This is a genomic window from Anaerocolumna cellulosilytica (genome assembly GCF_014218335.1).
GTDB classification, from domain to species: Bacteria; Bacillota; Clostridia; order Lachnospirales; family Lachnospiraceae; genus Anaerocolumna; species Anaerocolumna cellulosilytica.
Genome location: NZ_AP023367.1, coordinates 4,850,581 through 4,876,185, shown reverse-complemented (window position 1 = coordinate 4,876,185; position 25,605 = coordinate 4,850,581). Strand labels below are relative to the sequence as shown.

At 37.1% G+C, this 25,605-nt stretch carries 19 protein-coding genes; 16 read left to right on the top strand and 3 right to left on the bottom strand.

What is annotated here, in order from left to right; genetic code table 11:
* Window positions 1-177: 177 nt before the first annotated feature.
* The 3 genes from acsn021_RS20105 (at window position 178) to acsn021_RS20095 (ending at window position 3,723) form a co-directional block, all read left to right on the top strand.
* Window positions 178-645, top strand: coding sequence for a MerR family transcriptional regulator (locus tag acsn021_RS20105; protein ID WP_184095259.1), 468 nt, complete (start codon window positions 178-180; stop codon window positions 643-645).
* A gap of 241 nt (window positions 646-886) precedes the next feature.
* Window positions 887-1,969, top strand: coding sequence for an aspartate-semialdehyde dehydrogenase (gene asd, locus acsn021_RS20100; protein WP_184095257.1), 1,083 nt, complete (start codon window positions 887-889; stop codon window positions 1,967-1,969).
* Between the two features lie 167 nt (window positions 1,970-2,136).
* Complete coding sequence (locus acsn021_RS20095) at window positions 2,137-3,723, top strand: transposase (RefSeq protein ID WP_184096195.1); 1,587 nt, start codon at window positions 2,137-2,139, stop codon at window positions 3,721-3,723.
* 176 nt (window positions 3,724-3,899) lie between these two features.
* Here the strand turns inward: acsn021_RS20095 and acsn021_RS20090 are convergent, their stop codons facing one another.
* Entirely contained in the window at window positions 3,900-4,628 is a 729-nt protein-coding gene (locus acsn021_RS20090; protein ID WP_184095407.1) for a hypothetical protein, read from the bottom strand.
* A 508-nt stretch (window positions 4,629-5,136) separates the two neighbouring features.
* Between acsn021_RS20090 and acsn021_RS20085 the strand changes: the two genes are divergently transcribed.
* From acsn021_RS20085 to acsn021_RS20060, 6 genes are all read left to right on the top strand, one after another.
* On the top strand, window positions 5,137-7,575 hold the full coding sequence (locus tag acsn021_RS20085) for a GH36-type glycosyl hydrolase domain-containing protein (protein WP_184095409.1): 2,439 nt from the start codon (window positions 5,137-5,139) through the stop codon (window positions 7,573-7,575).
* 396 nt (window positions 7,576-7,971) lie between these two features.
* Window positions 7,972-9,891 carry an adenine deaminase gene (ade, locus tag acsn021_RS20080; RefSeq protein WP_330601820.1) on the top strand — a complete coding sequence of 640 codons (1,920 nt, stop codon included), beginning with the start codon at window positions 7,972-7,974 and terminating at the stop codon, window positions 9,889-9,891.
* Between the two features lie 205 nt (window positions 9,892-10,096).
* Window positions 10,097-11,692 (top strand): ABC transporter substrate-binding protein, encoded by a 1,596-nt coding sequence (locus acsn021_RS20075; protein WP_184095411.1) that lies wholly within the window; start codon window positions 10,097-10,099, stop codon window positions 11,690-11,692.
* Between the two features lie 313 nt (window positions 11,693-12,005).
* On the top strand, window positions 12,006-12,947 hold the full coding sequence (locus tag acsn021_RS20070) for an ABC transporter permease (protein ID WP_184095413.1): 942 nt from the start codon (window positions 12,006-12,008) through the stop codon (window positions 12,945-12,947).
* Window positions 12,948-12,953: 6 nt separating this feature from the next.
* The gene (locus acsn021_RS20065) at window positions 12,954-13,739 is read left to right on the top strand and encodes an ABC transporter permease (RefSeq protein WP_243182334.1); all 786 of its coding nucleotides are present in this window, start codon (window positions 12,954-12,956) and stop codon (window positions 13,737-13,739) included.
* 64 nt (window positions 13,740-13,803) lie between these two features.
* Window positions 13,804-15,396 carry a dipeptide ABC transporter ATP-binding protein gene (locus acsn021_RS20060; RefSeq protein ID WP_184095416.1) on the top strand — a complete coding sequence of 531 codons (1,593 nt, stop codon included), beginning with the start codon at window positions 13,804-13,806 and terminating at the stop codon, window positions 15,394-15,396.
* Window positions 15,397-15,423: 27 nt separating this feature from the next.
* Here the strand turns inward: acsn021_RS20060 and acsn021_RS20055 are convergent, their stop codons facing one another.
* Window positions 15,424-15,891 carry a YaiI/YqxD family protein gene (locus acsn021_RS20055; RefSeq protein WP_184095418.1) on the bottom strand — a complete coding sequence of 156 codons (468 nt, stop codon included), beginning with the start codon at window positions 15,889-15,891 and terminating at the stop codon, window positions 15,424-15,426.
* A gap of 149 nt (window positions 15,892-16,040) precedes the next feature.
* Window positions 16,041-16,265 carry a YbaK/EbsC family protein gene (locus acsn021_RS20050; RefSeq protein ID WP_184095420.1) on the bottom strand — a complete coding sequence of 75 codons (225 nt, stop codon included), beginning with the start codon at window positions 16,263-16,265 and terminating at the stop codon, window positions 16,041-16,043.
* A gap of 408 nt (window positions 16,266-16,673) precedes the next feature.
* Between acsn021_RS20050 and acsn021_RS20045 the strand changes: the two genes are divergently transcribed.
* The 7 genes from acsn021_RS20045 (at window position 16,674) to acsn021_RS20015 (ending at window position 25,519) form a co-directional block, all read left to right on the top strand.
* Window positions 16,674-17,153 (top strand): DUF2975 domain-containing protein, encoded by a 480-nt coding sequence (locus acsn021_RS20045; RefSeq protein ID WP_184095422.1) that lies wholly within the window; start codon window positions 16,674-16,676, stop codon window positions 17,151-17,153.
* Window positions 17,154-17,162: 9 nt separating this feature from the next.
* The gene (locus tag acsn021_RS20040) at window positions 17,163-17,384 is read left to right on the top strand and encodes a helix-turn-helix domain-containing protein (RefSeq protein WP_184095424.1); all 222 of its coding nucleotides are present in this window, start codon (window positions 17,163-17,165) and stop codon (window positions 17,382-17,384) included.
* Between the two features lie 4 nt (window positions 17,385-17,388).
* On the top strand, window positions 17,389-18,738 hold the full coding sequence (locus acsn021_RS20035) for a B12-binding domain-containing radical SAM protein (protein WP_184095426.1): 1,350 nt from the start codon (window positions 17,389-17,391) through the stop codon (window positions 18,736-18,738).
* A 338-nt stretch (window positions 18,739-19,076) separates the two neighbouring features.
* Window positions 19,077-20,825 (top strand): ABC transporter ATP-binding protein, encoded by a 1,749-nt coding sequence (locus acsn021_RS20030; protein ID WP_184095428.1) that lies wholly within the window; start codon window positions 19,077-19,079, stop codon window positions 20,823-20,825.
* A gap of 35 nt (window positions 20,826-20,860) precedes the next feature.
* On the top strand, window positions 20,861-22,621 hold the full coding sequence (locus acsn021_RS20025; RefSeq protein WP_184095430.1) for an ABC transporter ATP-binding protein: 1,761 nt from the start codon (window positions 20,861-20,863) through the stop codon (window positions 22,619-22,621).
* A gap of 329 nt (window positions 22,622-22,950) precedes the next feature.
* Window positions 22,951-24,126: a cation diffusion facilitator family transporter gene (locus tag acsn021_RS20020; protein WP_184095432.1), complete on the top strand. Its 1,176-nt coding sequence runs from the start codon at window positions 22,951-22,953 to the stop codon at window positions 24,124-24,126.
* 235 nt (window positions 24,127-24,361) lie between these two features.
* A complete protein-coding gene (locus tag acsn021_RS20015; RefSeq protein WP_184095434.1) occupies window positions 24,362-25,519 on the top strand; it encodes a CAP domain-containing protein in 1,158 nt (385 codons plus the stop codon).
* Window positions 25,520-25,605: the final 86 nt, after the last annotated feature.

The window sequence follows — 25,605 nt, the reverse complement described above, 5'->3', positions numbered from 1 at the left end:
AAACTTCCTGTTATGCCAAATGAGAAGCAACCAGATTGTGTATTATTTTCCCAAAAGAGCATTGAAACAGCTAGGTTTTTCAGATTTATGAACCGTTCTATTCATTGACTAATTGTTAATATGAGTTATAATAAAAGCAGGTAATTGTAGTGATGTTTTACAAGAGGAGGCAAGCCTATGAGAGATTCTAGAAAGGTTCTGGCAGCGAAGATAAATCCAGATGGACAACTGGGAGAACCAAAAATGTGTGTGCGATGCGGCAGAATGTTTAGTTATTTAGGCTATGGACATTTTTATTGCCCTGCTTGCAAAAAGCTGGATGAAGAAGATTTTATGAGAGTTAAGAACTATATTTATGAAAATGGTGTAGCGCCGGCCATGGAGGTTTCAGAAGTGACTGGTATCAGCTTAGATAGGATAAATCAATACTTAAAAGAAGGAAGGCTTGAGATACCCGAGAATTCCCCCATATTTATTAAATGTGAGATGTGTAGCATCGACATACGTTCTGGAAGAGTCTGCCAGGAGTGTGCGTCAAAGCTTACCCATGCTATGCGTGTGAAGATGGATTTTGACGAGGAACAAATTGGGCCGGTGCCTAAAAAGATGATAGGAAAAAGGCGGTTTATCCGCGGGGAAGATTAGAATCTCTTGTCAACGTTGCTGGTTAGAAATATAAATAAAAAATAAACAAAAAAAGTGTTTTTTTGCTTATCTCATTAATCATATTATACAAATTATGAATAATTAAAAGAAAACAGTTGATTTTTATGTATAAAGAGAGTAATATATCCAATAGAAAGACAAATGTACGCATACGGCGAACACACAAAAGGCATTTGTCTTACATATTAATATGATATAACAATCAACGGGAGGCTTTAAGATGAGCAAATTAAAGGTTGGTATCCTTGGTGGTACCGGAATGGTAGGTCAGCGTTTTGTTGCATTATTGGATGAACATCCTTGGTTTGAAGTGACAGTAATTGCAGCAAGTCCCAGAAGTGCAGGTAAAACTTATGCAGAAGCAGTTGGAGACAGATGGAAGATGTCGACTCCCATGCCGGAAGCGGTTAAGAATATAATCGTCATGAATGTTAACGAAGTTGAAGCGGTTAGTAAGAATGTCGATTTTGTATTCAGTGCTGTTGATATGACAAAGGATGAAATCAAAGCAATCGAAGAAGCTTATGCAAAGACAGACACTCCTGTTGTTTCAAATAACAGTGCGCATAGATGGACTCCAGATGTACCAATGTTGGTGCCGGAATTAAATTCAGAGCATTTGGAAGTAATTGAAGCACAAAAGAAACGTTTGGGTACAAAAAAAGGTTTTATTATTGTTAAACCTAATTGTTCTATACAAAGCTATACTCCAGCATTATACGCCTTAAAGGAATTTGGCCCTAAATTGGTAGTGGCAACTACGTATCAGGCTATTTCCGGTGCTGGTAAAAATTTTCAAGACTGGCCTGAAATGCTTGATAATGTTATACCTTACATTGGAGGCGAAGAAGAAAAAAGTGAATTAGAGCCTTTAAGAATATTTGGCACGGTAAAGGATGGTAAAATTGTAAAAGCAGAAGGTCCTTTAATTACAACACAGTGTATTCGTGTTCCGGTCACAGATGGCCATACTGCTGCTGTATTTGTATCCTTTGAAAAGAAACCTGATAAAGAGGAAATTATTAAAGCATGGACAGAGTTTAAGGGACTTCCTCAGGAACTAAAACTTCCTTCTGCCCCTAAACAGTTTATTCATTATTTAGAAGAGGATAACAGGCCTCAGACGAAACTTGACCGAGACACCGAGAATGGCATGAGTATTTCTATCGGCAGGCTTCGGGAAGATACAGTATATGATTATAAATTTGTAGGTCTTTCCCACAACACGTTAAGAGGTGCAGCAGGTGGAGCCGTATTAACAGCTGAGTTATTAAAAGCCCTTGGATATATTGAAGATAAATAAATCAGTTTATATAGCTAAAATCTTAAAAAGATAAGAAATAATTGTAAGAACAATGGATTTATTCAAATCAATATTAGTTTAAAAGAAAAAGGGGCTGTAAAAAAACTCCCCTAAAAGAAAAATCGCTGAGGTCATGAGACTTCAGCGATTTTTTGGTATAATTAATTATGCAAATAAATAAAAACACCAATGATAATTATACAGTACGTCAGCTGAAATTACCATTGGAAATCGAAAAATTAATTAATATATCTGATCCAGTATACACGTTCTGTGAGGTGATGGATCACATCGACCTATCAAAATATTTTGTAGAGAAAGGCTACAGAACAGGTCGTCCAAGATGTGATGAACAGAAACTCCTTAAAGTGATACTCTTTGCCTTCATGGAGCACGGAATTAGTTCTCTGCGTGAAATAGAAAAACTCTGTAGGAATGATATACGATACCTGTATCTTCTTGATGAGATGAAGGCTCCTTCTTTTGCGACCTTTGGCAATCTTATACGCAATGAACTAACAGATTCCATAGAACAGATTTTTATTGACTTAAACAGTTACATTTTTGAAAAGGAGCATGTGGACCTGGAGCATACTTACATAGATGGAACAAAAATGGAAGCGAATGCCAACCGATATACCTGGGTATGGAAAAAGTCTTGTACAAAAAACCGAGGAAAGGTTTATGAAAAGATATCCACGCTAATTGATGCAATGAACCAGGAAGTATTAGGATATTTCGGTGTAAAACTTGATAAGAGAGATGAGTATGCTGTCGAATATGTATCTGAACTCTTGGAAATGTACAAGAATGCAACAAATCTGGTGGAATCCACGTTTGTATCTGGTTGTGGTCATAGAAAAAGCCTTCCGCAAAAACAATATCAGGAATTAGAGGGGTATCTAGAACGATTAAAGACATATGCACATCATATAGAAGTTTGTGGCGATGAAAGAAACAGTTATTCCAAAACCGATCACGATGCCACTTTTATGCGCATAAAACGGGATTATATGGGGAATGATCAGCTTCTCCCAGCGTACAATCTACAGACCGCTGTCTGTGATGAATATATAGCGGTAGTTGATGTAAAACCATATGCATCAGATATGGAATGCTTTGTTCCTTTGATGGAAAAATTCAATGAAATCTATGGTCATTATCCAAAGTATCCAGTTGCAGATGCAGGCTATGGTTCCTATAATAACTATCTTTACTGTGAAGAGCATGGGATGGAAAAATATATGAAATTTACCATGTTCAAAAAAGAAACATCCGATAAGAAGTATCATGAAAATCCATATCGCGCAGTCAACTTTAAAAGAGACGAGAATGGAAATTTAATATGCCCAAATGGAAAGACTTTTCACTTTAAAAGCAAACAACATGTCTATAAAAACAAATACAGCAGAACCGAAGAAATCTATGAATGCAAATCATGTGAAGGCTGCCAGTTTAAAAACGATTGTTGTCCTAAGGCAAGCAAAAATAGAACTATTCGAATGAATCAGGAATTAACATCAATACATCAAGAGGTAATGACAAATCTTGAATCAATACATGGCGCACTGTTGAGAATGAATCGTAGTATTCAAGCGGAAGGAACCTTTGGTATTTTAAAATGGAATAAATCCTACAAAAGATTATTTCGAAGAGGTGAGAAAAACGCAATTCTTGAACTCACACTGATTTCTTGTGGTTTTAATCTTTATAAATATCATAATAAAAAACAGAGAAACAAGTTGGCTGCTTAAAATCCAAGAACTATACTCACAGCTTTATTAAGTGCACGCTTTTTTATGGAAAAATCAATCATAATCATAAAAAATAAATAAAAAAAAGAAGAATCACCAGAACCGGCATCTGTCGGAACTGGCGATTCTTAATTAAGGACTTATTTTACAGCCCCTTTTTTATATCATATCACCTATTAATACTTCTGATATAAGTAACGTATTAATTCAATGGCGTTTGGTTTATACTCTGAATTAACTACAATACCAATTACCGGATTTTCAATCGCCTTACCATTACTGTCATATAATTCTGCACCGTCCAGATAGATACCATAAGCTCCGGAGGCAGGATTATCTTCTGTAGTGGAATAGAAGAAGGAATCGGCTAACTGGGTGCACAAATCGGTTGGCAATTCATCTGTTAATTTACTAAGGTATCCAAAGCCGGCATATTTTTTAAAGTCAGCTTCCGGGGCAATTAAGACGTCTATTTCACCCGCAAATAAATAGGTTGTAAGTTTTTGTTCACTGGATAGTGTGTATTCAGAGACATCTCCGTTGCGTCCTAAGTAGAAGCTGGCATCAAATAGTACTGTCTCCTTCTCAGGATTTAATTCAAGAAGCTTTGTAAAGTCTTCTTCTAGTTTAGCAGCTTCAGTCTCTGTTAAAGCATAATTAATGATTGCGGTGTAAAGAACATTTTCTGCTTTAGGAGATAAGATGGAATAACCTAAATACCCTACAAATCCTATTATGGCAATAATAATGACGGTTTTAGTAAGATAGTAAGTTTTCAGATAGCTGATTTTTTCTGAAAAAGACATTTCTTTTAGTTTTTGTTTTTCACTTTTATTATCTCTATTGTTGTATATGGCAGCATTATCATCCAAAATCGTATCTTTTAAGCGGTCTTCTTTTAACACGGGTATCCCTCTTTCCTATCTGGCTCAAATTCTTACATGAATGTAAAGTCTTAATTCAATAGATTTAGTTTACCATAATTACTGGCTAAATAAAAGAAATTAATTATAAAATATTCCTAAAAAAACCGATGAAATGAGCAATGAAATAGGACGTTCATAGCTGTGGAGTGTATAATTATGGAAGTGAAAATCGAAATATTTTCGTTAGCAAACAATAGGGTTATAAGAAAAAATACGAAACATTTCGGTTAAAAACCAATATTTTTCACAAGGAAGGTTCAATATTTTTGTAGAATCTTCTAATTGTATTTGTTTGGTCAATATTATATAATTAATCCATAAAACGTACTATTTATGGGAAAAATACATAAAATTTAATACTTAGGATTTTAGATTTCAGCTTTTACCAGTTGAATAAAGCTGGAAATTATGTGTTTTAGAAAGTAACGAAAATTTTAGTAAATCAGTGGGGGATGAATTCTACCATCTGTAGAAAAGGAGATTCAGTATGAAGTACGGTTATTTTGATGATGCAAAAAAGGAGTATGTTATAACAACTCCCGCTACACCATATCCCTGGATAAATTATCTGGGTTCTCAAGAATTTTTTTCACTTATATCAAATACCGGTGGAGGGTATAGTTTTTATAAAGATGCAAAGTTGAGAAGAATTACACGTTACAGATACAATAATGTGCCATTGGATTTGGGTGGAGGACGTTATTATTACCTGTATGATAATGGTGAATTCTGGTCGCCCGGTTATTCACCTGCGAAGAAAGAATTAGATGCATATGAGTGCCGCCATGGTATGGGATACACAAAAATAACCGGAAAAAGAAACGACATAGAAACAGAGATAACTTTCTTTGTACCACTAAATTATAATGGAGAGGTACATAAAGTAGTTGTAACAAATTCCGGTAAAAAGCCAAAAGAAGTGAAACTTTTTTCTTTTCTTGAGTGGTGCTTGTGGAATGCCCAGGACGATCAAGCCAACTTCCAGAGAAATTTCAACACCGGAGAGGTTGAAATAAAGGGTTCAGTTATCTATCATAAGACGGAATATAAAGAAAGAAGAGACCATTATGCCTTTTTCTCAGTAAATGCTCCTATAGATGGTTACGATTCAGACAGGGAAAGCTTTCTTGGAACTTATAATGGCTTTGATAATCCTCAGGCAGTTGCAGCCGGGAAATCTAATAATTCCGTCGCAGATGGTTGGTCACCTATTGCTTCCCACAGTCTTTTATTGACGTTGGAGCCGGGGGAATCAAGAGAACTTGTATTTATATTAGGGTACGTAGAAAATTCTTTAGAGGAAAAATGGGAATCTAAGAATGTTATCAATAAACAAAAGGCAGAAGCTATGATTGCAAAATTTGCAACCGCAGACGCAGTAGATAAAGCCTTAGAAGAACTTTCTAATTACTGGGAAGAGCTGCTATCTAAGTACAACCTGGCATCCGGTGATGATAAATTAAACCGTATGGTCAATATATGGAATCAATATCAATGTATGGTTACTTTTAATCTATCCAGAAGTGCTTCCTATTTTGAATCAGGAATCGGCAGAGGAATGGGATTTAGAGATTCTAATCAGGATTTGTTAGGTTTCCTGCATCAGATTCCTGACAGAGCAAGAGAAAGAATAATTGACTTGGCATCTACTCAGTTAGAGGACGGAGGAGCGTATCATCAGTATCAGCCTTTAACTAAGAGAGGAAATGACGAAATCGGCGGTAATTTTAACGACGATCCATTATGGCTGGTTTTAGCGGTAGTTGCTTATATCAAAGAAACCGGAGATTATTCAATACTGGATGTAATGACGCCATATGATAACGATACCAGCAAAGCGGCACCTCTTTCTGATCATATTAAGCGTGCCTTTGATCATGTTATAAACAATCTTGGACCGCATGGGCTTCCGCTGATTGGCAGAGCAGACTGGAATGACTGCCTGAATTTAAACTGCTTTTCCATGGAACCGGGCGAATCCTTCCAGACAACCACCAGTAAGGACGGAAGGGTGGCAGAGTCTGTTATGATCGCTGGTATGTTTGTATATATCGGAAAAGAGTATACAGCCCTAATGGAAAAAGTGGGTAATACAGCAGAAGCGGATAGAGCAACGATGGAAGTCAGGAAAATGAAAGATGTTATCATGGAGCATGGATTTGATGGCGAGTGGTTTTTACGTGCCTATGATGATTTTGGAAGAAAAGTTGGCAGTAACGAATGTGAAGAAGGTAAAATATTTATTGAATCCCAAGGTTTTTGTGTAATGGGTGGATGTGGAATAGAAGACGGTAAGGCAATAAAAGCGCTAGATGCAGTGGAAGAAAGACTTGGGACTAAATACGGTCTGGTACTTAATAATCCGGCTTTTACAAAATATTATGTAGAATATGGCGAAATCTCAACCTATCCTGCCGGCTACAAAGAAAATGCAGGAATCTTTTGTCATAACAATGCATGGATAATGTGTGCAGAAGCAGTCATGGGAAGAGGAGACAAAGCCTTTGATTACTATACAAGAATAGCGCCTGCTTACACCGAGGAATATAGTGAAATTCATAGAATGGAGCCTTATGTGTATTCACAGATGGTTGCAGGAAAGGATGCAAAACGTTTTGGTGAAGCGAAGAACTCCTGGCTGACAGGAACTGCGTCCTGGAATTTTGTAGCTATATCACAGTTTATTTTAGGTATTAAACCCGATTATGATGGTCTGAAAGTAGACCCTTCCATACCAAGAGACTGGGAGGGGTATCAGGTAACCAGAAGTTTTAGAGGGGATACCTATAAGATAACAGTTAAGAATCCTAATCATGTATCTGCAGGTATTGCCAGTCTGACGGTCGATGGAAAAGTTGTTGAAGGAAATATAATACCCGTGGCATTGGATGGAAAATTACATGAAGTAGAAGTGATTTTGGGTTAAACAGTACAATAATTCATGGAATAGAAGAGGCACCTCCAACTTTAGCAAAGCATTTGCTAGGGTTTGGAGGTGCTTTACATTGTAGGAAAGAACAAACCGCCTCTCTAGTGCCAATAGCTACAAATTATCTGTTGTAAGCGCCATGAATTTTTCAAAAAAATGTTTCATAAAGCAGGACACATAAGTTTATGTGTTAATAAAGGGTCATTTATATATTTGCTGTGTAAGTTATATTTTAGGATTGACACAAGGAATTATTATGATAAGATAGAAGATAAAAATTTATGGAATGGGTTAAGTAATACTGCATATATATGGTATACCATATTTTGAGTCATTATATCCTAATCATTAATATAATAGCACAGTAATCAGGACGATAAAAGGGAGGCTGCTATGGGAGAGAAGATGAATTGTAATACAGTAATAGAGAAAAAAGATATAGAGATGATTAAGAAACAGCAGGAATTAGTAGATGCTGCTGCGGGCAGAATACCTCCAGATTGTATTTATAAAAATGCAGGAATCATAAATGTTTTTACGGATGAAATAGAAATAGGAGATGTTGCAGTTTATAAGGGTTATATTGTTGGAATAGGAAATTATTCTGCGGAATATGAAAAGAAAAACAGTATACTTAAGACAGGTAAGAATAAGGAAAGTAATGAGGAATATAACTGCAAAAATACAGAAATACCAATCATAATTGATTGTACAGGAAAATATCTGAGCCCAGGGTTTATTGATGCTCATATCCATATCGAAAGTTCTATGCTGTCCCCAAAAGTTTTTAGTGACACGGTAGTTCCCCACGGGACAACTGCTGTTATTACAGATCCACATGAGATTGTGAATGTTGCTGGAGATTCGGGACTTAAATATATGCTAAAAGAGGCAGAGCAGCTTCCGCTAAAGATTTATTTTATGCTTCCTTCCTGCGTGCCTGCAACGGCTTTAGAGGAATCCGGGGCAGTAATAAAAGCAGATGATTTAGCACCTTTTATGGCAGAAGATCAGGTACTAGGGTTAGCAGAGGTAATGAATTTCTATGGTACTGTTCAGGGAGAAGAGGACCTTTTAAATAAAATTGCTTTAGCAAAAGCTTATGGCAAAATAATTGACGGACACGGGCCAGGACTTAGCGGAAAGGCTTTAAATGCCTATGTGTGTGCAGGTGTAGTTAATGACCATGAATGCAGCACGGTAGAAGAAGCCATGGCTAAACTGAGTAGAGGGCAGTGGATTATGATTAGGGAGGGTACTGCCGCTAAAAATATGGAGGGCTTAAAGGCATTACTGAAACCGCCATATTCTCAACGCTGTATGCTGGTGACAGATGACAAACATCCGGGAGAGCTTGAAAGGTCCGGTCATGTAGATTATCTTTTGCAAAAGGCAGTACATTTAGGTGCTGCTCCTGTTCATGCTGTTAAGATGGTAACTCTCCATCCTGCAAAGTGTTACGGACTACGTGAAAATGGTGCTATAGCACCGGGCTATAAAGCAGACTTGGTAATACTTGAAGACTTGGTTGATTTTAAAGTTCAGGCTGTATATAAAGAAGGAGTACTAGTTGCAGAGAATGGAGTTATTCTTAAGGATAGTACGGTTTGCAGGAAGGAAGAGGGCAGTGTAAGCAGTCAAAAACCTGATATACAGTATGAACAAGAGAGAGTAATGCAGTCCATTCACGTGAAAGAGTTAGAAGAAGAAGATTTTTTATTTCGAGAAGATGGCACGTATATGCGGGTAATTGAATTAATACCAGGAGAATTATTGACTAAAGAACTGGTGCTGCCGGTACCTGATACGTCAGAATTCAGTGTAAAAAGCGGAATATACTTAAAAGATGATATTATAAAACTGGCAGCGATTGAAAGACATCATAACACAGGGCATATTGGGCTGGGGTTAATTAAGGGTTATGGTTTAAAGGGGGGAGCTATAGCGTCCAGCGTGTCCCACGATGCACACAATTTAATTGTAGCTGGGTGCAATGAAAAAGATATGGTTTTAGCTGCTAACATCGTTAGAAAAAACCAAGGCGGCTTAGCTATGGTTTCAAATGGAAAAGTACTTGGGGAATTACCACTCCCTATTGGTGGATTAATGTCAGGGGAAAGTGCCGCTTCTGTGGATAAACTGTTGGAAAAGATGAAAAAAGAGGCGAAAAAGCTTGGTGTCAGGAAAGGTATTGACCCTTTCATGACGCTTGCCTTTATAAGCTTATCTGTTATCCCGGAATTAAGACTTACGACACTTGGGCTTGCGAGAGTTAATTCTCAGGAAATATGCAGTACATTTTTTAAAGTCTAGTACTGAATATAAATAAAGTTGTTATGATAAATCAGAAAACTATTTTGTCATTCTATATAAAATTTTACTTGAAATTTTGGCTCGAAAAGTATATGATAAAATATGATTTTGGGTATACTAACTGAAATTAGTATGATTGTTAAAAGATTGTAATGAAACATGTTAGGTATTATCCAAATCTAAAATTTCATAAGGAGGAGTTAAGATGAAGAAGAGAAGCAAATTCACTTTATTCATGCTCACAATGCTAGTACTTTCTATTGCACTTTACGGATGTGGAGGTGATAAGAATAGTACGAACAAAGAAGAAACTCCTGCTAATGATACATCTTCGACTACGCCGACAGAAGCCAGTCCAGAAACTAAGACTCCGGTTGAGGGCGGATCAATAGTAGTAGCTATTTCACAGGATCTAGATAGTCTTGACCCACACAAAGCAGTAGCGGCAGGAACTAAAGAAGTATTATTCAATATTTTCGAAGGGCTCGTAAAGCCTGATAAAGATGGTAATTTAGTTCCGGCTGTAGCGGAAAGTTATGAAATATCCACGGGTGGGAAGGTGTATACCTTCAAGCTAAAGTCCGGAGTTAAATTTCATAACGGCAGCTTAGTGACAGCCGACGACGTTGTATATTCCTTAAAAAGAAGCGCCGGTTTGCTTAAAACAACAGATTCCTCTGTTGTGGTCGAATCGGCGCTTAATAATGTTTCGGAAGTAAACAAGGTAGACGATTCAACGGTAGAGCTAGTGTTAAAAGAAGCCGATACAGAACTAATCGGCTATTTAACCGTCGCTATTATACCAGAGAGCTACGAAAAGCAAGATACAGCGCCAATTGGGACGGGACCTTTTAAATTTGTTTCCTATTCTCCCATGGAAAAGCTGGTAGTGGAAAAAAACGAAGAGTATTATATAGCAGGAAAACCCTATTTGGATAAGGTAACCTTTAAGATTGCACCTAATGCTGATTCGGCAGTTGTTGAATTATTAGGCGGTTCCATTGATATTTTTGCCTATTTGACAGAGGCACAGGCGGAACAGCTAAAAGGAAGTTTTCGTATTGAAGAAGGTAATATGAATCTGGTACAGGCACTATTTTTAAATAATGCAGTCGAGCCCTTTAATAACATAAAAGTAAGACAGGCTTTAAACTATGCAATTGATAAACAGTCCTTACTGGACTTTGTAGCAGGAGGTAAAGGACGGATTATCGGAAGTAATATGTTTACCGGTTTTGCAAAATATTATGAAGATTTAACAGGTATGTATACTTATGATGTGGCTAAAGCAAAAGAATTGCTGGCAGAAGCCGGTTATCCAAGTGGCTTTAGTTTTACCATAACGGTTCCATCCAATTATAAATTCCATGTGGATACGGCTCAGGTAATTACTGAGCAGTTAAAGCAGGTGGGGATAACAGCTGATATAAAACAGGTGGAATGGGCAAGCTGGCTAAGCGATGTTTATACCGAAAGAAAATATGAAGCGACTATCATTGGACTGGATGCTAAGTTAGCAGGTCGGGATGTTTTGGACCGATACAAGACAACCGCTCGTAATAATTTCTTGAATTACAGCAATACAGAATTTGATAAACTGCTAGAAAAGGCGATTGAAACAGTTTCTGACGAGGAAAAGATAACTACCTACAAACAATTGCAAACCATTCTGGCACATGATGCAGCTTCTGTATACATTCAGGATCCTGCGTTACTGGTAGCAGTAAATCCTAAACTTGGCGGATATACTTTCTATCCGGTTTATATACAAGATATGTCTTCTATTTATTTTACAGAATAAACAATTTGGGTGCCCTGATAGGCACCCGAAATTATATAGAGACGGGATTAAATTGAAAAAAGGATTTTTCAATCGTCTTGATTTAGATGTGTGCCAAAGCACATAGACGGGATTAAATTGAAAAAAGGATTTTTCAATCGTCTTGATTTAGATGTGTGCCAAAGCACATAGACGGGATTAAATTGAAAAAACGATTCTTCAATCGTCTTGATTTAGATGTGTGCCAAAGCACCTAGACGGGATTAAATTGAAAAAACGATTCTTCAATCGTCTTGATTTAAATATGTGCTAAAGCACATAGACGGGAGTTTACATGCGTTACGTTTTGAAAAAAACAGCAGCTTTGCTGATTACTTTATTTCTTGTATCCCTTTTTACATTTATGGCATTTCAAATTATACCGGGGGATAGTGTGCTGACTTCCCTGGGAACCTCTGCGACTCCTGAAGCTGTAGAAGCTTTAAGAGAGCAACTGGGGTTAAATGAAAATGTTCTCGTAAGGTACCTATCTTGGTTTAAGGGGGCAATTACAGGGGATTTCGGAAACTCCTTCCAATATAATATACCAGTAAGTGGATTACTAAGAGACAGACTGCCGGTAACGCTATGGTTAGCTTTACTATCCATGATATTTATACTTCTGTTCTCTATTCCACTTGGTATTGGAGCGGCAAAAAAGGAAGGCGGATTCGCTGACCGACTTATCACCTTTATCACCCATCTGGCCATGGCAATTCCACCATTTTTTTTAGGTATCATTCTTACCCTTGTCTTTGGACTACTGTTAAAATGGTTTATGCCGGGAAACTATATTAGTTATAATGAAGACTTTGGAAAATTTCTGAGTTATCTTTTATATCCTGCTCTTGCTATAGCAATACCTAAAACAGCTATGGTAGTAAAATTTTTGCGCAGCTCTATATTAAGGCAGCTGCATCTGGATTATGTGAGAACAGCCAGAAGCAAGGGACATACAGAACAGGTAATCTTATATCGCCATGTATTAAAGAATGCCTTTATACCGGTACTTACCTTTCTAGCCATGATTACAGCTGATGTTATGGCAGGGAGCATAATCATTGAACAAGTCTTTGGGCTGCCAGGCCTTGGGCGGACTTTGGTTACGGCTATATCCAACAGGGATTACCCCATTGTGCAGGTTATAATTCTATATATTGCAGCCGTAGTAATTCTTACAAACTTTTTGGTGGATATATTATATCAATGGATTGACCCCAGAGTGAGGAGAAAATAAGTGAACATAAGAAAAAACCATAAACAAGTAAGCCGTGTGGTGGGAGTAGTGCTAGTTAGTCTGGTTGCTCTATTCGTATTGATAGGAATATTCTATACACCTTATGACCCTAATGAGATGAACAGTACCTTAAAGAATGCAGCACCTACCTTTAGCCATCCTTTTGGTACCGATAACTTCGGACGGGATATTTTAAGCCGGGTAATGACAGGTGCGAAAACTACATTTTTTGTAGCAATCTCTACAATTATCATAGGCGGTGGAATAGGTACCTTTATCGGTGCCTTGACAGGCTATTATGGAGGCCTGCTGGATGAAATAATAATGCGGGTCAATGATGGAATTGCTTCATTTCCAAGTATTTTGCTGGCTTTAATTTTTGTAAGTGTGGCGGGAGCCGGTAAATATAATGTTATTTTAGCATTAGGAATTATTTTTGTTCCTAGCTTTGCAAGAGTTATCCGTAGTGAGTTTATTCAATATAAAGAAATGGATTTTGTTAAAAATGCCAAGTTAATGGGGGCAAGAGATTTTCGTGTTATGTTTGTCCATATTCTGCCCAACACCAGGCCTATACTGTTATCTTCTTTAACCATAGGCTTTAATAATGCGGTATTGGCAGAAGCCGGTATGAGCTATTTGCAGCTTGGCGTGCAGCCTCCTGATGCAAGCCTTGGAAGGATGCTCTCAGAAGCGCAGTCTTTTTTATTTAATGCACCCTGGTATGCACTTGCACCAGGTTTTATGATTGTAATCACGGTACTTGGTTTTAGTCTCATTAATGAAAGTTAGAGACTTAAACTTTTTTAGCATCCTGATTAGTACGTGCGTAATTGCACACAGATGGGAGTTTAACATGCAGGAAAAAGAAGATATATTAGTCAAGGTGGAGGGTCTTACCTTGGGGTTTCCGGTAAGAAGAGAAAAAAATACAGTAATAGATGGCATAACCTTTTCTTTAAAACACGGAGAGATACTTGGTTTAGTAGGGGAATCCGGTTCCGGTAAAACCATGACAGCCCTTGCAATAGCAGGACTTTTACCAGAGTCTGCCAAAGTATTTGGTGGAAAACTTATGTTTTTGGGTAAAAATTTATTAAGTTTAAAGAAGCAGGAATTGAGGCAGTTAAAAGGGAAAGAAATGTCTATGATATTTCAAGAACCTATGACCTCCTTAAATCCAGTGATGACAATAGGGTTTCAGATAGAAGAAATGCTGCTTCTTCATGAAAAAAGCTTAAGTGGAGAGCAGAGGAAAACAAAGATATATGCAGCTTTTGAAGAAGCAGGGTTAAAGGGTGCAAAAGAGTTGTATTACATGTATCCTCATCAATTGTCAGGAGGTATGAGGCAGAGAGTAATGATTGCCATGGCAATGATATGCAAGCCCAGACTATTAATAGCCGATGAGCCGACCACTGCTTTGGATGTTACCCTTCAGGCGCAGATATTAAAGCTTCTTCAAAAGTTACAAAAGGATTATAATACAGCCATATTGCTAATATCTCATGACTTGGGTGTGATCAGACAAATCTGCTCTAGGGCTCTGGTTATGAAGAATGGTAAGATTGAAGAGCAGGGGTTAGTTGAAGAGATTTTTTCATCCCCTAAAACCAGTTATACAAAAGAATTAATTGAAGCTGTGCCGGTAATTGATAATATGAGGCAGGGTGCTAAAGCATCCTCAGTTTCTATAATAAATAGTCCTAGTGAAGAGGTAATCTTGTCTGTTAGGGATTTGGAAGTCAAATATGAAGAAAAAGCAAAGGGTTTTTTGAAAGAAAAATCGTATAAGCAGGTTGTAAATAGGGTGTCTCTGCATTTGTTAGAAGGAGAAAGCCTTGGAATTGTAGGCGAGAGTGGCAGTGGCAAAACAACTCTGGCAAAAGCTGTATTAGGGCTGGTTGATAACTGGAAGGGAAATATCAAGTTAGCAGAGAAGGCTCCCCGCATGGTTTTCCAGGATCCTTACCAAAGTTTAAATCCTTCAAAAAAGGTTGGGTGGATACTGGAAGAACCCTTAAAACTTTCGGGAAGCGGGTACGGGAAAGAAGAAAGACAGGATAAGGTAGATAACATACTTGTAAGAATTGGCTTAAATACCTCCTATAAGGACAGGTATCTATCCCAGCTTAGTGGCGGGCAGCGACAAAGAATTGCCATTGGTGCAGCATTAATTCAAAATTCAAAATTTATTGTTCTTGATGAACCGGTTTCTGCACTGGATGTAACTGTACAGGCACAGATTCTGGATTTACTAAAAGAACTAAGGGAGGAGTACAAGCTTTCCTATCTCTTTATATCCCATGATTTAAAAGTGATACACAAAATGTGCGATAGGGTATGCGTTATGTACCAGGGGGAGATTGTAGAAGAGGCACCAGTTTCTGTATTGTTTACAGAACCTTCTCATGGGTATAGCAAAAAACTTTTAGAGGCAGTCTTATAATTGAACGTCTTATAGTTGGCAGGGGATTTAGTCTGTTTTTGAGACTTTAATCCCCTTAAGTTTATTTTGGCTGCATAATTTATAAAATGCAAGTTCAAACTTTTCATCATCTTCTTTAGAACGTTTTTTCATGGAGGCGATACGTCCTCCTGCTTTACGCTGTTTTTTAGACAGGTGGCGTTCAAACATTAATAGGTCAATATTTTCTTCGGTGTAATATCGGCCATTCTGGTTAATTGCAAGGGCTCTCTTACCCAGTGCCATAGAGGCAACTCCATAATCCTGAGTCACTACGATATCTCCGGAATTCGTGCGGTTGATTAAAGCGATATCTACAGCATCCGGTGCTTTACTAACTTGTATTATTTTACTATAATCAGATTCTAGAATATGACTTGTATCAATAACCATGACAACTGGTATATTAAGACCTTTTGCCACTCGTTCTATAATGTGTTTTACGGGACAAGCGTCCGCATCAACTAATATTTTCATTCTTATTCCTATTCCTATTCCCATCTGCGTGCAATAGCACGCGTTGAAATCAAAAGTTGAAGAGAGTCTTTCAATGTAATACCCATCTGTTTATAACTGTCTTTTCTTCATTATACCGAAGCAAGGACATATTTATGACTACTATTCCACTAAAGTTCTACAAAGGTTATATCATATTTTATATAAGGCAAACACCGGCTAAGCAAATCCTTGAGAGAAATCTTTAAGCTGGCTGTATTAACACAGGGATGACAACCTATATATTCCTGCTGTAATATATCTTTATCTATTAAGAGTTGTACTTTGCAATCTTTATCATTCATCAGTCCCAGAACACTAACAGAGCCTGGAGTGATATCTAGGTATTCAGTCATAAACCCGCATTTCTTTTAAAAGTCTGCCTTCCGGCATCGGTCTGCCGGTATATAAAACAGGGTCAATATATAATTCGCCCATTATATGCCTCCTTTGTAAGGTTGTAATGATTATCTAGAAGTGTATCACTTAAAAGTCGTGTTGTAAATATACCTCAATTGTAAAAAAGGTGTATTAAATGATTTGTAGATAGTATTAAACATATAGATTGAAATATTAATATAATATAATTGTTGTAATATAATAATAATTTATTGTAAAACAATAAAAATATATTGACAATGCTTTCTGCTCATAGTATAGTAACTCAATAAGATATTCACTTGTGTATCTTTGTGCAGTATCCACAAATGAAATCTATGATGTAAACATTCTATAAAAACATATCACTTATGGGAGGAATGAATATGAGGCAAAAAGAAATGGCTGTCTGGCTTAATGGGATAGCTTTTGTAGCCGGCACATTAGGTATTGTATTTTTAATTGTTCTTTTGCCGGAGTTAAGCAGAGACTTTATTCCTGAGGAATTGAAAATACGTAATATGCGCATTGTGTTTCAAATTTTTATATGGATAACAGCTGTTCCCTGTTATCTTTCCCTTTGGAAGTTTTTAAAAATCTGCCAAAATGTAAAACAGGACAATTCTTTTTGTATAGACAACGCCCTTTCTTTAAAGTCAATCAGCAAATTTATATTAATAGATTGCTGCATCTATATTGTTGGTGGTAGTCTGCTGTTTGTAGCAAAAATACTACATCCTTTAATTTTACTGTTGATTATACTTATTCTGTTTGTTGGATGTTCTCTTACGATTCTAAGTATGGCTTTGTCACATTTGGTGCTAAAAGCATGTGAATTAAAACAGGAAAATGATTTGACGATTTGAGGTAGAGATATGGCAATTATAGTTAATGTTGATGTTATGCTTGCAAAAAGAAAGATGAGTGTAACAGAACTATCTGAAAAAGTAGGAATTACTATGGCGAATATATCCATATTAAAGAATGGGAAAGCAAAAGCAATAAAGTTTTCAACACTTGAAAAAATCTGTGAGGCACTTTCTTGTCAGCCGGGTGATGTCTTGGAGTATGTCCCTTTTGAGGACTTAAAGGAGTGATTTCGTGAAGATTAAATTTATACTGCCAGCTTTGCAGGAGGCTAAAACACCATTTTGGAGGCCAATTAAGTACTCCTTATTTCCCCCACTTGGACTGGCAACTTTGGCGGCTTTTTGTTCTGAAGAGGATGAGGTTATCATAGTAGATGAACATATTGAGGAACTTACTTATGATGATATGCCTGATTTGGTATGTATCCAGACGTATATAACCAATGCACTTCATGCTTATGAGATTGGTGATTCTTACCGCAAAAGAGGAGTTTATGTTGCAATGGGTGGTCTGCACGCGACCACTTTGCCGATAGAAGCTAAAGCGCATGCTGACACGGTACTGCTCGGGATAGGAGAAACATCATTTCCACTATTTTTAAAGGAGTTACGGGAGGGTAAGCCAAGACAGTTTTATCAGACGGGAACGGTGTGTCTTGACAACCTGCCGCTGCCAAGAAGAGATTTACTAAAACGGAGTCATTACCTGGTACCTAATTCCATGGTTTTCTCAAGAGGTTGCCCGAACCAATGCTCTTTTTGTTATGTTAATTCTTTTTTTGAAAAGGGTCAGTCTTTTTATACCTGTAAAATAGATAGAATATTAAAAGAGCTTGATACATTACCAGGAAAGCATCTATATTTTTTAGATGATAACTTGTTTGCAGACAAAAAACTGTGCCATGAATTGTTTCGAGAAATGAAATCTATGAACAGAGTGTTCCAAGGAGCGATTACAGTCAATTCTGTTCTTGAAGGAGACTTAATTGAAGAAGCCTATGAAGCCGGGTTTCGTAGTGCTTTTATTGGCTTTGAGTCCATGAATCGGGAGAATCTTATTAAAGCAAGAAAACAAACGAATATAAACCAATCTTACCAAACAGCGGTGAAGCGACTGGATGAACTGGGTATCATGATTAACGGTAGTTTTATCTTCGGGATGGAAGAGGATGATAAGGATACTTTTTTAAGAACTGTCTCCTGGGCAATTGAGAGTGGTATTACAACTGCAACCTTTCACATATTGACCCCATATCCGGGAACAAGTCTGTTCCATCAGATGAAAGAAGAAAATAGGATACAAAGCTTTGACTGGAATGCATATGATACTAGACATCTGGTATTTCAACATAAGAACTTATCAAAAGAAGAGATGGAAAAAGGGTACCAGACAGCTTATAGAGAATTTTATAAGTGGAGTAATATAGGAAAGGCTTCAAAAAATCATGAAAAGGTTAGAATGTCCATAAAGCATTTTACCTATGCAGGTGCCTGGAAGAAGTTCGAGCCTGTCTGGAACTTTATTGTAAAGCAAAAGCTTTTTCCACCGGCTAGAAGGATACTAGAGAAAACTTTAAGATAATTTATTAAGTATATCAAGCAATGTCTTTGTAAGAATTATTCTAGCATAGACATTGTTTTTTTATAAATTTACATTAGTGTATCTATAAATTAATTATAAAAAATAATTGAAAATTTGTCTGAAATGATAGATAATAAAAGGACGTGCTTAAGTGTGTCGGAATATGCATTGTTCCATTCTGAGTGCCTAACTTTGAGGTATTCTGTGTACGATTTAAGGTCTTAGTATCACTACACTAAAAAAATCGTCCCATGTAATCCCCAAATGGTCTCTCATGTAGCAAGCTATTTTCAGACACGCCCTAGGTTTGAACATATAATAAGGGATGGAGGACCTTCATGAATAAGAAAAGATTTTTGATTAAATATCTGGTAAAATACAAATGGAAATATATTTTAGGGATATTGGCCCTGTTTTGTGTAGATTTTGTTAGTCTTTACATACCTCAGTTTACAGGGGAGATAACCGATGGTCTTAAAAGCAGCAGTATTGGTAAGGATGGTCTTCTCTTAGGGATAGTACAGATTGCTATCACAGGATTAATCATGGCAATCGGCAGGTTTGGATGGAGATACTTTATATTTGGTGCTGCCCGTTCCATTGAATTTGAGCTCCGTAATGACATGTTTACACACCTAGAAACATTATCCATGGGATTTTATAATAGAAATAAGACGGGAGATTTAATGTCTCATTTTACCAATGATTTAAATGCGATTCGAATGTCTATAGGACCGGCAGTTATTACCTCTTTTGATGCCTGTATTATGACAATCATGGTACTGACAAAAATGATTCTTTATGTTGATTTAAGGTTAACTTTACTTGCAGTTATACCTATGATATTTATAGCGATAGGTGGTGTATATTACGGCAGATCGGCAGAAAGGCGATTTTCAGAAAAGCAAAAGGCTTTTTCTGATTTAACGGACCAGGTGCAGGAAAGCGTATCCGGCATACGAGTTGTAAAGGCATTTGTTCAGGAGAGAAAAGAACTGATTCAGTTTGCCAAGGCAAATAAAGAAAATAAAGATAAAAATATGAGGGTGGTAAAGCTTCAGGCCGTAATAATGCCCTTACTAGATGTAATTATTGGACTTTCCAGTTTAATAACTCTTATATATGGAGGATATCTCACCATTAACGGAGGCATTACGCTAGGAAGATTCATTGCGTTTAACCAGTATATTTATATGCTTGTCTGGCCTATGATTGCGGCAGGAGAAAGTATTACCTTATTCTCTCAGGGATTTGCGTCCTTAAAGCGTGTTGAAAACATATTTCAGGAAAAGCCAGAGATATACGATGAAGAAGAACTGGATGAGGTGACGAAGTTGCAGGGAGAGATCGAGTTTCACAACTTGACATTTCGTTTTACCAAAGAAACACCTATTGTATTAGAAGATATAAATGTAAAGGTGGAACAGGGCAGTACTCTTGCAGTGCTTGGACGTACCGGAAGTGGTAAGTCATCCATAGCCAATTTGTTATTACGTATGTATAATGTGGAGCCAGGTATGCTTACCATTGACGGACACGATATCCGTAAGATTCCACTTAAGGTATTAAGGGAAAACATAGCCTATGTACCTCAGGATAATTTTTTGTTTTCCGATACACTAAAGAATAATATAGCATTTGGTTCTGCAAATAAAGAGTTGGAACTGGTGCACATGGCGGCCAGGGAAGCCTGTATTCATGATAATATTATGGATTTTCCTGAAGACTACAGTACTTTAGTCGGAGAGAGGGGAGTAACCTTATCTGGTGGTCAAAAGCAGAGAAGTTCCATAGCCAGAGCACTTATGAAGAATGCACCTATCCTAATACTTGATGACGCTCTTTCTGCGGTGGATATCAATACAGAAGAACAAATTTTAGAAAACTTAAAAAAGAATCGGAAAGATAAAACGACTATAATAATAGCACACAGAATTTCTACCATACAGAATGCCGATAACATCTTAGTATTAGAAGAGGGTAAGGTTGCGGAATACGGAAATCACGAACAGCTTCTTAATAGACAAGGTATTTATGCAAAAATGTATGAAAAACAACAATTAGAAAAACAACTGGAAGCGGTTTAAAAAACATAAGCGAAACCAGAAAGGATTGAAATAGAATGGCAAAATACACAGAAACTGAGTATGAAAAAGAAAGCAACAAAAGTGTACTGCTTCGTCTTCTTGCTTATGCAAAACCTTATTGGCACTGGATGCTGTTGGCTTTTCTCCTGGTATTATGTATTACCGGTCTGGAACTTTATCGGCCGGTACTAGTAGGGGATGCCATTGATGAATTTATAGGAAAAGGTAATTTCAACGGTATAAAACAGACTGCGGTTATCTATCTTTTGGTATTGATTGGAAGTTTTGTCTGTAATTTTTTTCAAACATGGATTTTACAGTTGACCGGACAGAGTATTATCTACAATATTCGTCAGGAAGTATTTGAACATGTCCACAAATTATCTCTCCGCTTTTTTGATATTACACCCGTTGGCCGGATTGTTACACGGGTTACCAATGATGTGGAAGCGCTAAATGAAATGTATGCTAACATATTGGTAAAGTTATTTAAAAATTTAATTAAAATAGTCGGACTTGCAGTGGTTATGCTTAGCATTGATATAAGAATGTCCCTGTATTCGTTTATACTGTTACCAGTAATTATTGGCCTGACACTTTTATTTAAAACCATTTCAAGAGCAACTTACCGAGTAGTGAGAACTAAGATTACGTTCATTAATACTTATCTGTCTGAACATTTATCAGGAATGAAATTAATTCAGATTTTTGCCAGAGAGAAGGAAAAGTATGAAGAGTTTAAAGAAAAAAGTAGAGATTTATATCGGGCAAATTTTAAGGAAATGATGGTCTTTGCTATTTTCCGTCCTTCTATTTATATACTCTCCATTATCTCCTTAGTAATAATATTATGGGTAGGCGGTAATTCTGTCTTAGCCGGAACGGTGTCCATAGGAACGCTTTATATATTTATACAATATATCGGCTCCTTCTTTGAACCTATTCAGGAATTAGCAGAGCAGTTAGGCACTTTGCAGTCAGCTATGGCATCTGCTGAAAAGATTTTTACCATCATGGATGAAAAGCCGATGATAGAAAATCCCAGGAATCCTGTAAATTTACCGGCAATAAAAGGACGTATAGAATTCGAACATGTATGGTTTGCCTATGAGGAGGAAAACTGGATACTGAAAGACGTAAGTTTTGTCATTGAACCGGGACAAAGAGCAGCATTTGTGGGTGCAACAGGTGCAGGTAAGTCCTCCATTCTTAATTTAATCGGCAGATATTATGATATACAAAAGGGTAAAATAACCGTTGACGGGGTAGATATCAGCGAATTAAGTACAGAACAGCTCAGGGGGGCCATTGGTCAGGTACAACAGGATGTATTCATATTTACAGGAGATATTAAAAGTAATATTCGTCTAAAGAACGATGAAATAAGCGATGAAGAGGTACATCAGGCAGCAGCTTATGTGAATGCAGCTGATTTTATTGAAAAGCTTAGTAATGCTTATGAAGAGACAGTAACTGAACGTGGTGCCACTTTATCTGCGGGTCAGAGACAGTTATTATCCTTTGCCAGAACGCTTGCCTATGACCCGGCAATCCTGGTTATGGATGAGGCAACAGCTAATATTGACACAGAGACGGAACAACTTATCCAGGAAGCATTGGAAAAGCTGATGGAGGGCAGAACTACTATTATGGTTGCCCATCGTTTATCCACCATTCAACATGCTGATAAAATTATCGTTATGCATAAAGGGAAGGTAAGAGAATCAGGAACTCATCAGCAGCTGCTGAATGTGGATGGGATATATAAAAAACTGTATGAGCTTCAGTTGCAATAAAGAGACCTATTATTTTAATGAGGTGGAGTCTTATTAAGATAGTAAGTTAAACTTGACGAAACATAACTGGTAGATTATACTAATTTTAATCATTCATGCACTGCATACATTTATAGTACAGATTAGCCTGAATATATTTATATAGCTGTGGCTTACAATCGCTGTAAAAGTAAGAAAGCATCTGGGGGACAGTAGTAGTATGTTCCACAGGTGTTTTTTATGTAATTGAATTATGATTTTTAGAAAATTAGTTTTTATTTTCATGATTGGCATAAAACACCTGAGGCAGAAAATAATATAACCTAAGAACTATTTTCCGGGAGGAAGAAATGACTGATTTTTTAGTTAAGATATTCGTAAAAGAGTATGAAAAAAAAGAGAATCCTAAGGTAAGAACCGCATATGGTATGCTAACTGGGGTGGTGGGAATTATTTGTAATGTGCTGCTGTTTGGAACAAAATTAGCAATCGGACTTATCATTAACAGTATTTCTGTCATGGCTGATGCTTTTAATAACCTGTCAGACGCAGCATCCTCTTTGGTTGGATTAGTAGGTGTAAAGCTGGCAGGGAGGCCGGCAGATAAAGAGCACCCCTTCGGACATGGAAGATTTGAATATATAGCTGCATTTGCTGTATCTTTTTTAATTATTCAGGTAGGTATCTCCTGCTTTAAAAGTGCTTTTTCTAAGATTCTGAGTCCTGAGACTGTCAGGTTTCAATGGATTTTGGTTATTATACTCTGTTTATCCGTTTTGGTAAAGTTGTGGTTGTCTGTCTTTAACCGTAAGCTGGGAGAACGGATACAGTCAGGCGTTATGAAAGCTACTGCAGCAGATGCTCTTGGCGATGTTTTAATTACCTCCACTACCATTATATCCGTCTTAATCAGTAAATTTACGGACCTTGCCATTGACGGATATATGGGTTTGGTGGTATCCATATTTGTATTAATTGCAGGCTATAAAATAGCGAAGGAAACCTTAGAACCTTTGTTAGGCGAAGCAGTGGGCAGAGAAACCTATGAAGCAATAACTAACAAAGTGGAAAGTTATGAAGGAATTATAGGCAGCCACGACTTGATAGTTCATAATTACGGACCTACTAATATTATGGCAACTATACATGCAGAAGTGCCAAATGATGTTGATTTAGAGACAGCGCATGAAACCATAGACAGGATAGAAAGAGATATCTTACGTGAAATGGGAATTTTCTTAGTAATTCACATGGACCCGGTAGAAGTGAATGATAAAAGGGTGCTTGATAAAAAGATGAAGGTTACTCAGGTAATAAAGGATTTAGAACCGGAAGCCGCCATACATGATTTTCGTATTGTAAACGGTGACCATAGGATTAACATGATATTTGATTTGGTAGTCCCCTATTCCTATAGTAAGGTTAGTGAAGAGGAACTATTAGAAAAAATTAAAGAAGAAATCACAAGGATTGATGAACGTTATCAGGCAGTTATAACGATTGAAAACAGTTTCATAGCCGATTGATTGTAGTATTTAACTTCACAGTTTTATGTCAATGGAGTATATATCCGTTCGACAAATATACTGTGAAGTTTTTATTGTGCATTTTTTATAGGGGTTTCCCTTTTAAGAGTATATATTTTGTCAAATTGGATATACTTGTGTCGCTTTCCATAAACTAACGATTGCGGAGTGTTCTGTATTATGTTAACCTAAATTAGCAACTTAATTGTGAACAACAAGTAGGAGGGCAAACAGTATGAAGAGATTTGTGGCAACATCAATCTTAACATTGGCATTAATATCAACTTCAATATATAATCCAATTGTTTTTAATGCTAATGCAACACAGACAGCGCAGGCAGCAACGGCGAGCCAGATAAAAACGGGTAGACCTGCATTAACAGCCACTAACAGAACAGCTACAACCGTAACTTTTAAAATAAACGGCGTAAATGCAGCAGATGGCTACAAGATCTACAGAGCAGTTAAAAGAGATGGAACATATCAATATATTGGTTATACAAAGAGTAATTCTTATACAGATAAAAAGGTAAAAGCTGCCGGAACTTATTACTACAAAGCAAGAGCTTATGATATCGTGAAAGGTAAAAAAGTCAACAGTAAGTATTCAACGGTTACAGTGGTAACCCCTACTATGGGTAAGCCAAGTTTTATTACTGCGAAAGCAATCGGTAAGAGTTCTGTGGCTATTGTCTGGTCCAATGTTAAGAATGCTAAAAGCTATAATGTATACCGTTCAACGAGTGTAAATGGAACTTATAAATATATAGGAAATGCCACTTGCAACAGCTATACAGATGACGGACTAAGTGATGGGACAACTTATTATTATAGAGTACGGGCTGCTAAGGTAAATAATGGAACAAAATACTTTGGAGCTTATTCTGACAAAACTTCTGTGACTACTGCGGGTGCAGAAGTGACACCAACGCAAATACCGACACAGACTCCGACAAAGGTGCCGACACAGACCCCGACTAAAACGCCAACACCAACTTCCTCCGAGCAGACTTATGACAGCAGTTTTGCGAGTCAGGTTCTAAAATTAGTTAATATTGAACGTAAAAATGGTGGCTTATCTGAATTAACAATGTCCAAAGCCTTAACGGCACCGGCTAATAAGCGTGCTGAAGAAATTGTTCAATCCTTTTCCCATACAAGGCCAAATGGAACAGCCTGGTCAACTGTATTGAATGAATTTAACGTAAGTGTTACAACAGCCGGTGAAAATCTTGCTTATGGTTACAATACACCGGAGGCAGTAGTAGAGGGCTGGATGAACTCACCGGGTCACAGAGCTAATATTATGAATGCAAAGTTTAGAAATATTGGTATTGGAGTTTATAAAGACAGCAATGGTACTGTGTATGCCACTCAGTTATTTTCTAATTAGTTTAGAAAAGCTTTCTTAAAAGTTTTGTTGTAGTTATTATTATTAAAGTAAAAGACCTATTGTTACTAACTGACAATAGGTCTTTT

Bases quoted from the DNA above. Each gene is read 5' to 3' on its own strand.
- acsn021_RS20070 (WP_184095413.1), top strand. From the start codon at position 12,006: ATGCGTTACGTTTTGAAAAAAACAGCAGCTTTGCTGATTACTTTATTT.
- acsn021_RS20095 (WP_184096195.1), top strand. From the start codon at position 2,137: ATGCAAATAAATAAAAACACCAATGATAATTATACAGTACGTCAGCTG.
- acsn021_RS20060 (WP_184095416.1), top strand. From the start codon at position 13,804: ATGCAGGAAAAAGAAGATATATTAGTCAAGGTGGAGGGTCTTACCTTG.
- acsn021_RS20105 (WP_184095259.1), top strand. From the start codon at position 178: ATGAGAGATTCTAGAAAGGTTCTGGCAGCGAAGATAAATCCAGATGGA.
- acsn021_RS20050 (WP_184095420.1), bottom strand. From the start codon at position 16,265: ATGACTGAATACCTAGATATCACTCCAGGCTCTGTTAGTGTTCTGGGA.
- acsn021_RS20040 (WP_184095424.1), top strand. From the start codon at position 17,163: ATGGCAATTATAGTTAATGTTGATGTTATGCTTGCAAAAAGAAAGATG.
- acsn021_RS20015 (WP_184095434.1), top strand. From the start codon at position 24,362: ATGAAGAGATTTGTGGCAACATCAATCTTAACATTGGCATTAATATCA.
- acsn021_RS20020 (WP_184095432.1), top strand. From the start codon at position 22,951: ATGACTGATTTTTTAGTTAAGATATTCGTAAAAGAGTATGAAAAAAAA.
- acsn021_RS20085 (WP_184095409.1), top strand. From the start codon at position 5,137: ATGAAGTACGGTTATTTTGATGATGCAAAAAAGGAGTATGTTATAACA.
- acsn021_RS20055 (WP_184095418.1), bottom strand. From the start codon at position 15,891: ATGAAAATATTAGTTGATGCGGACGCTTGTCCCGTAAAACACATTATA.
- ade (WP_330601820.1), top strand. From the start codon at position 7,972: ATGGGAGAGAAGATGAATTGTAATACAGTAATAGAGAAAAAAGATATA.
- acsn021_RS20030 (WP_184095428.1), top strand. From the start codon at position 19,077: ATGAATAAGAAAAGATTTTTGATTAAATATCTGGTAAAATACAAATGG.
- asd (WP_184095257.1), top strand. From the start codon at position 887: ATGAGCAAATTAAAGGTTGGTATCCTTGGTGGTACCGGAATGGTAGGT.
- acsn021_RS20045 (WP_184095422.1), top strand. From the start codon at position 16,674: ATGAGGCAAAAAGAAATGGCTGTCTGGCTTAATGGGATAGCTTTTGTA.
- acsn021_RS20075 (WP_184095411.1), top strand. From the start codon at position 10,097: ATGAAGAAGAGAAGCAAATTCACTTTATTCATGCTCACAATGCTAGTA.
- acsn021_RS20025 (WP_184095430.1), top strand. From the start codon at position 20,861: ATGGCAAAATACACAGAAACTGAGTATGAAAAAGAAAGCAACAAAAGT.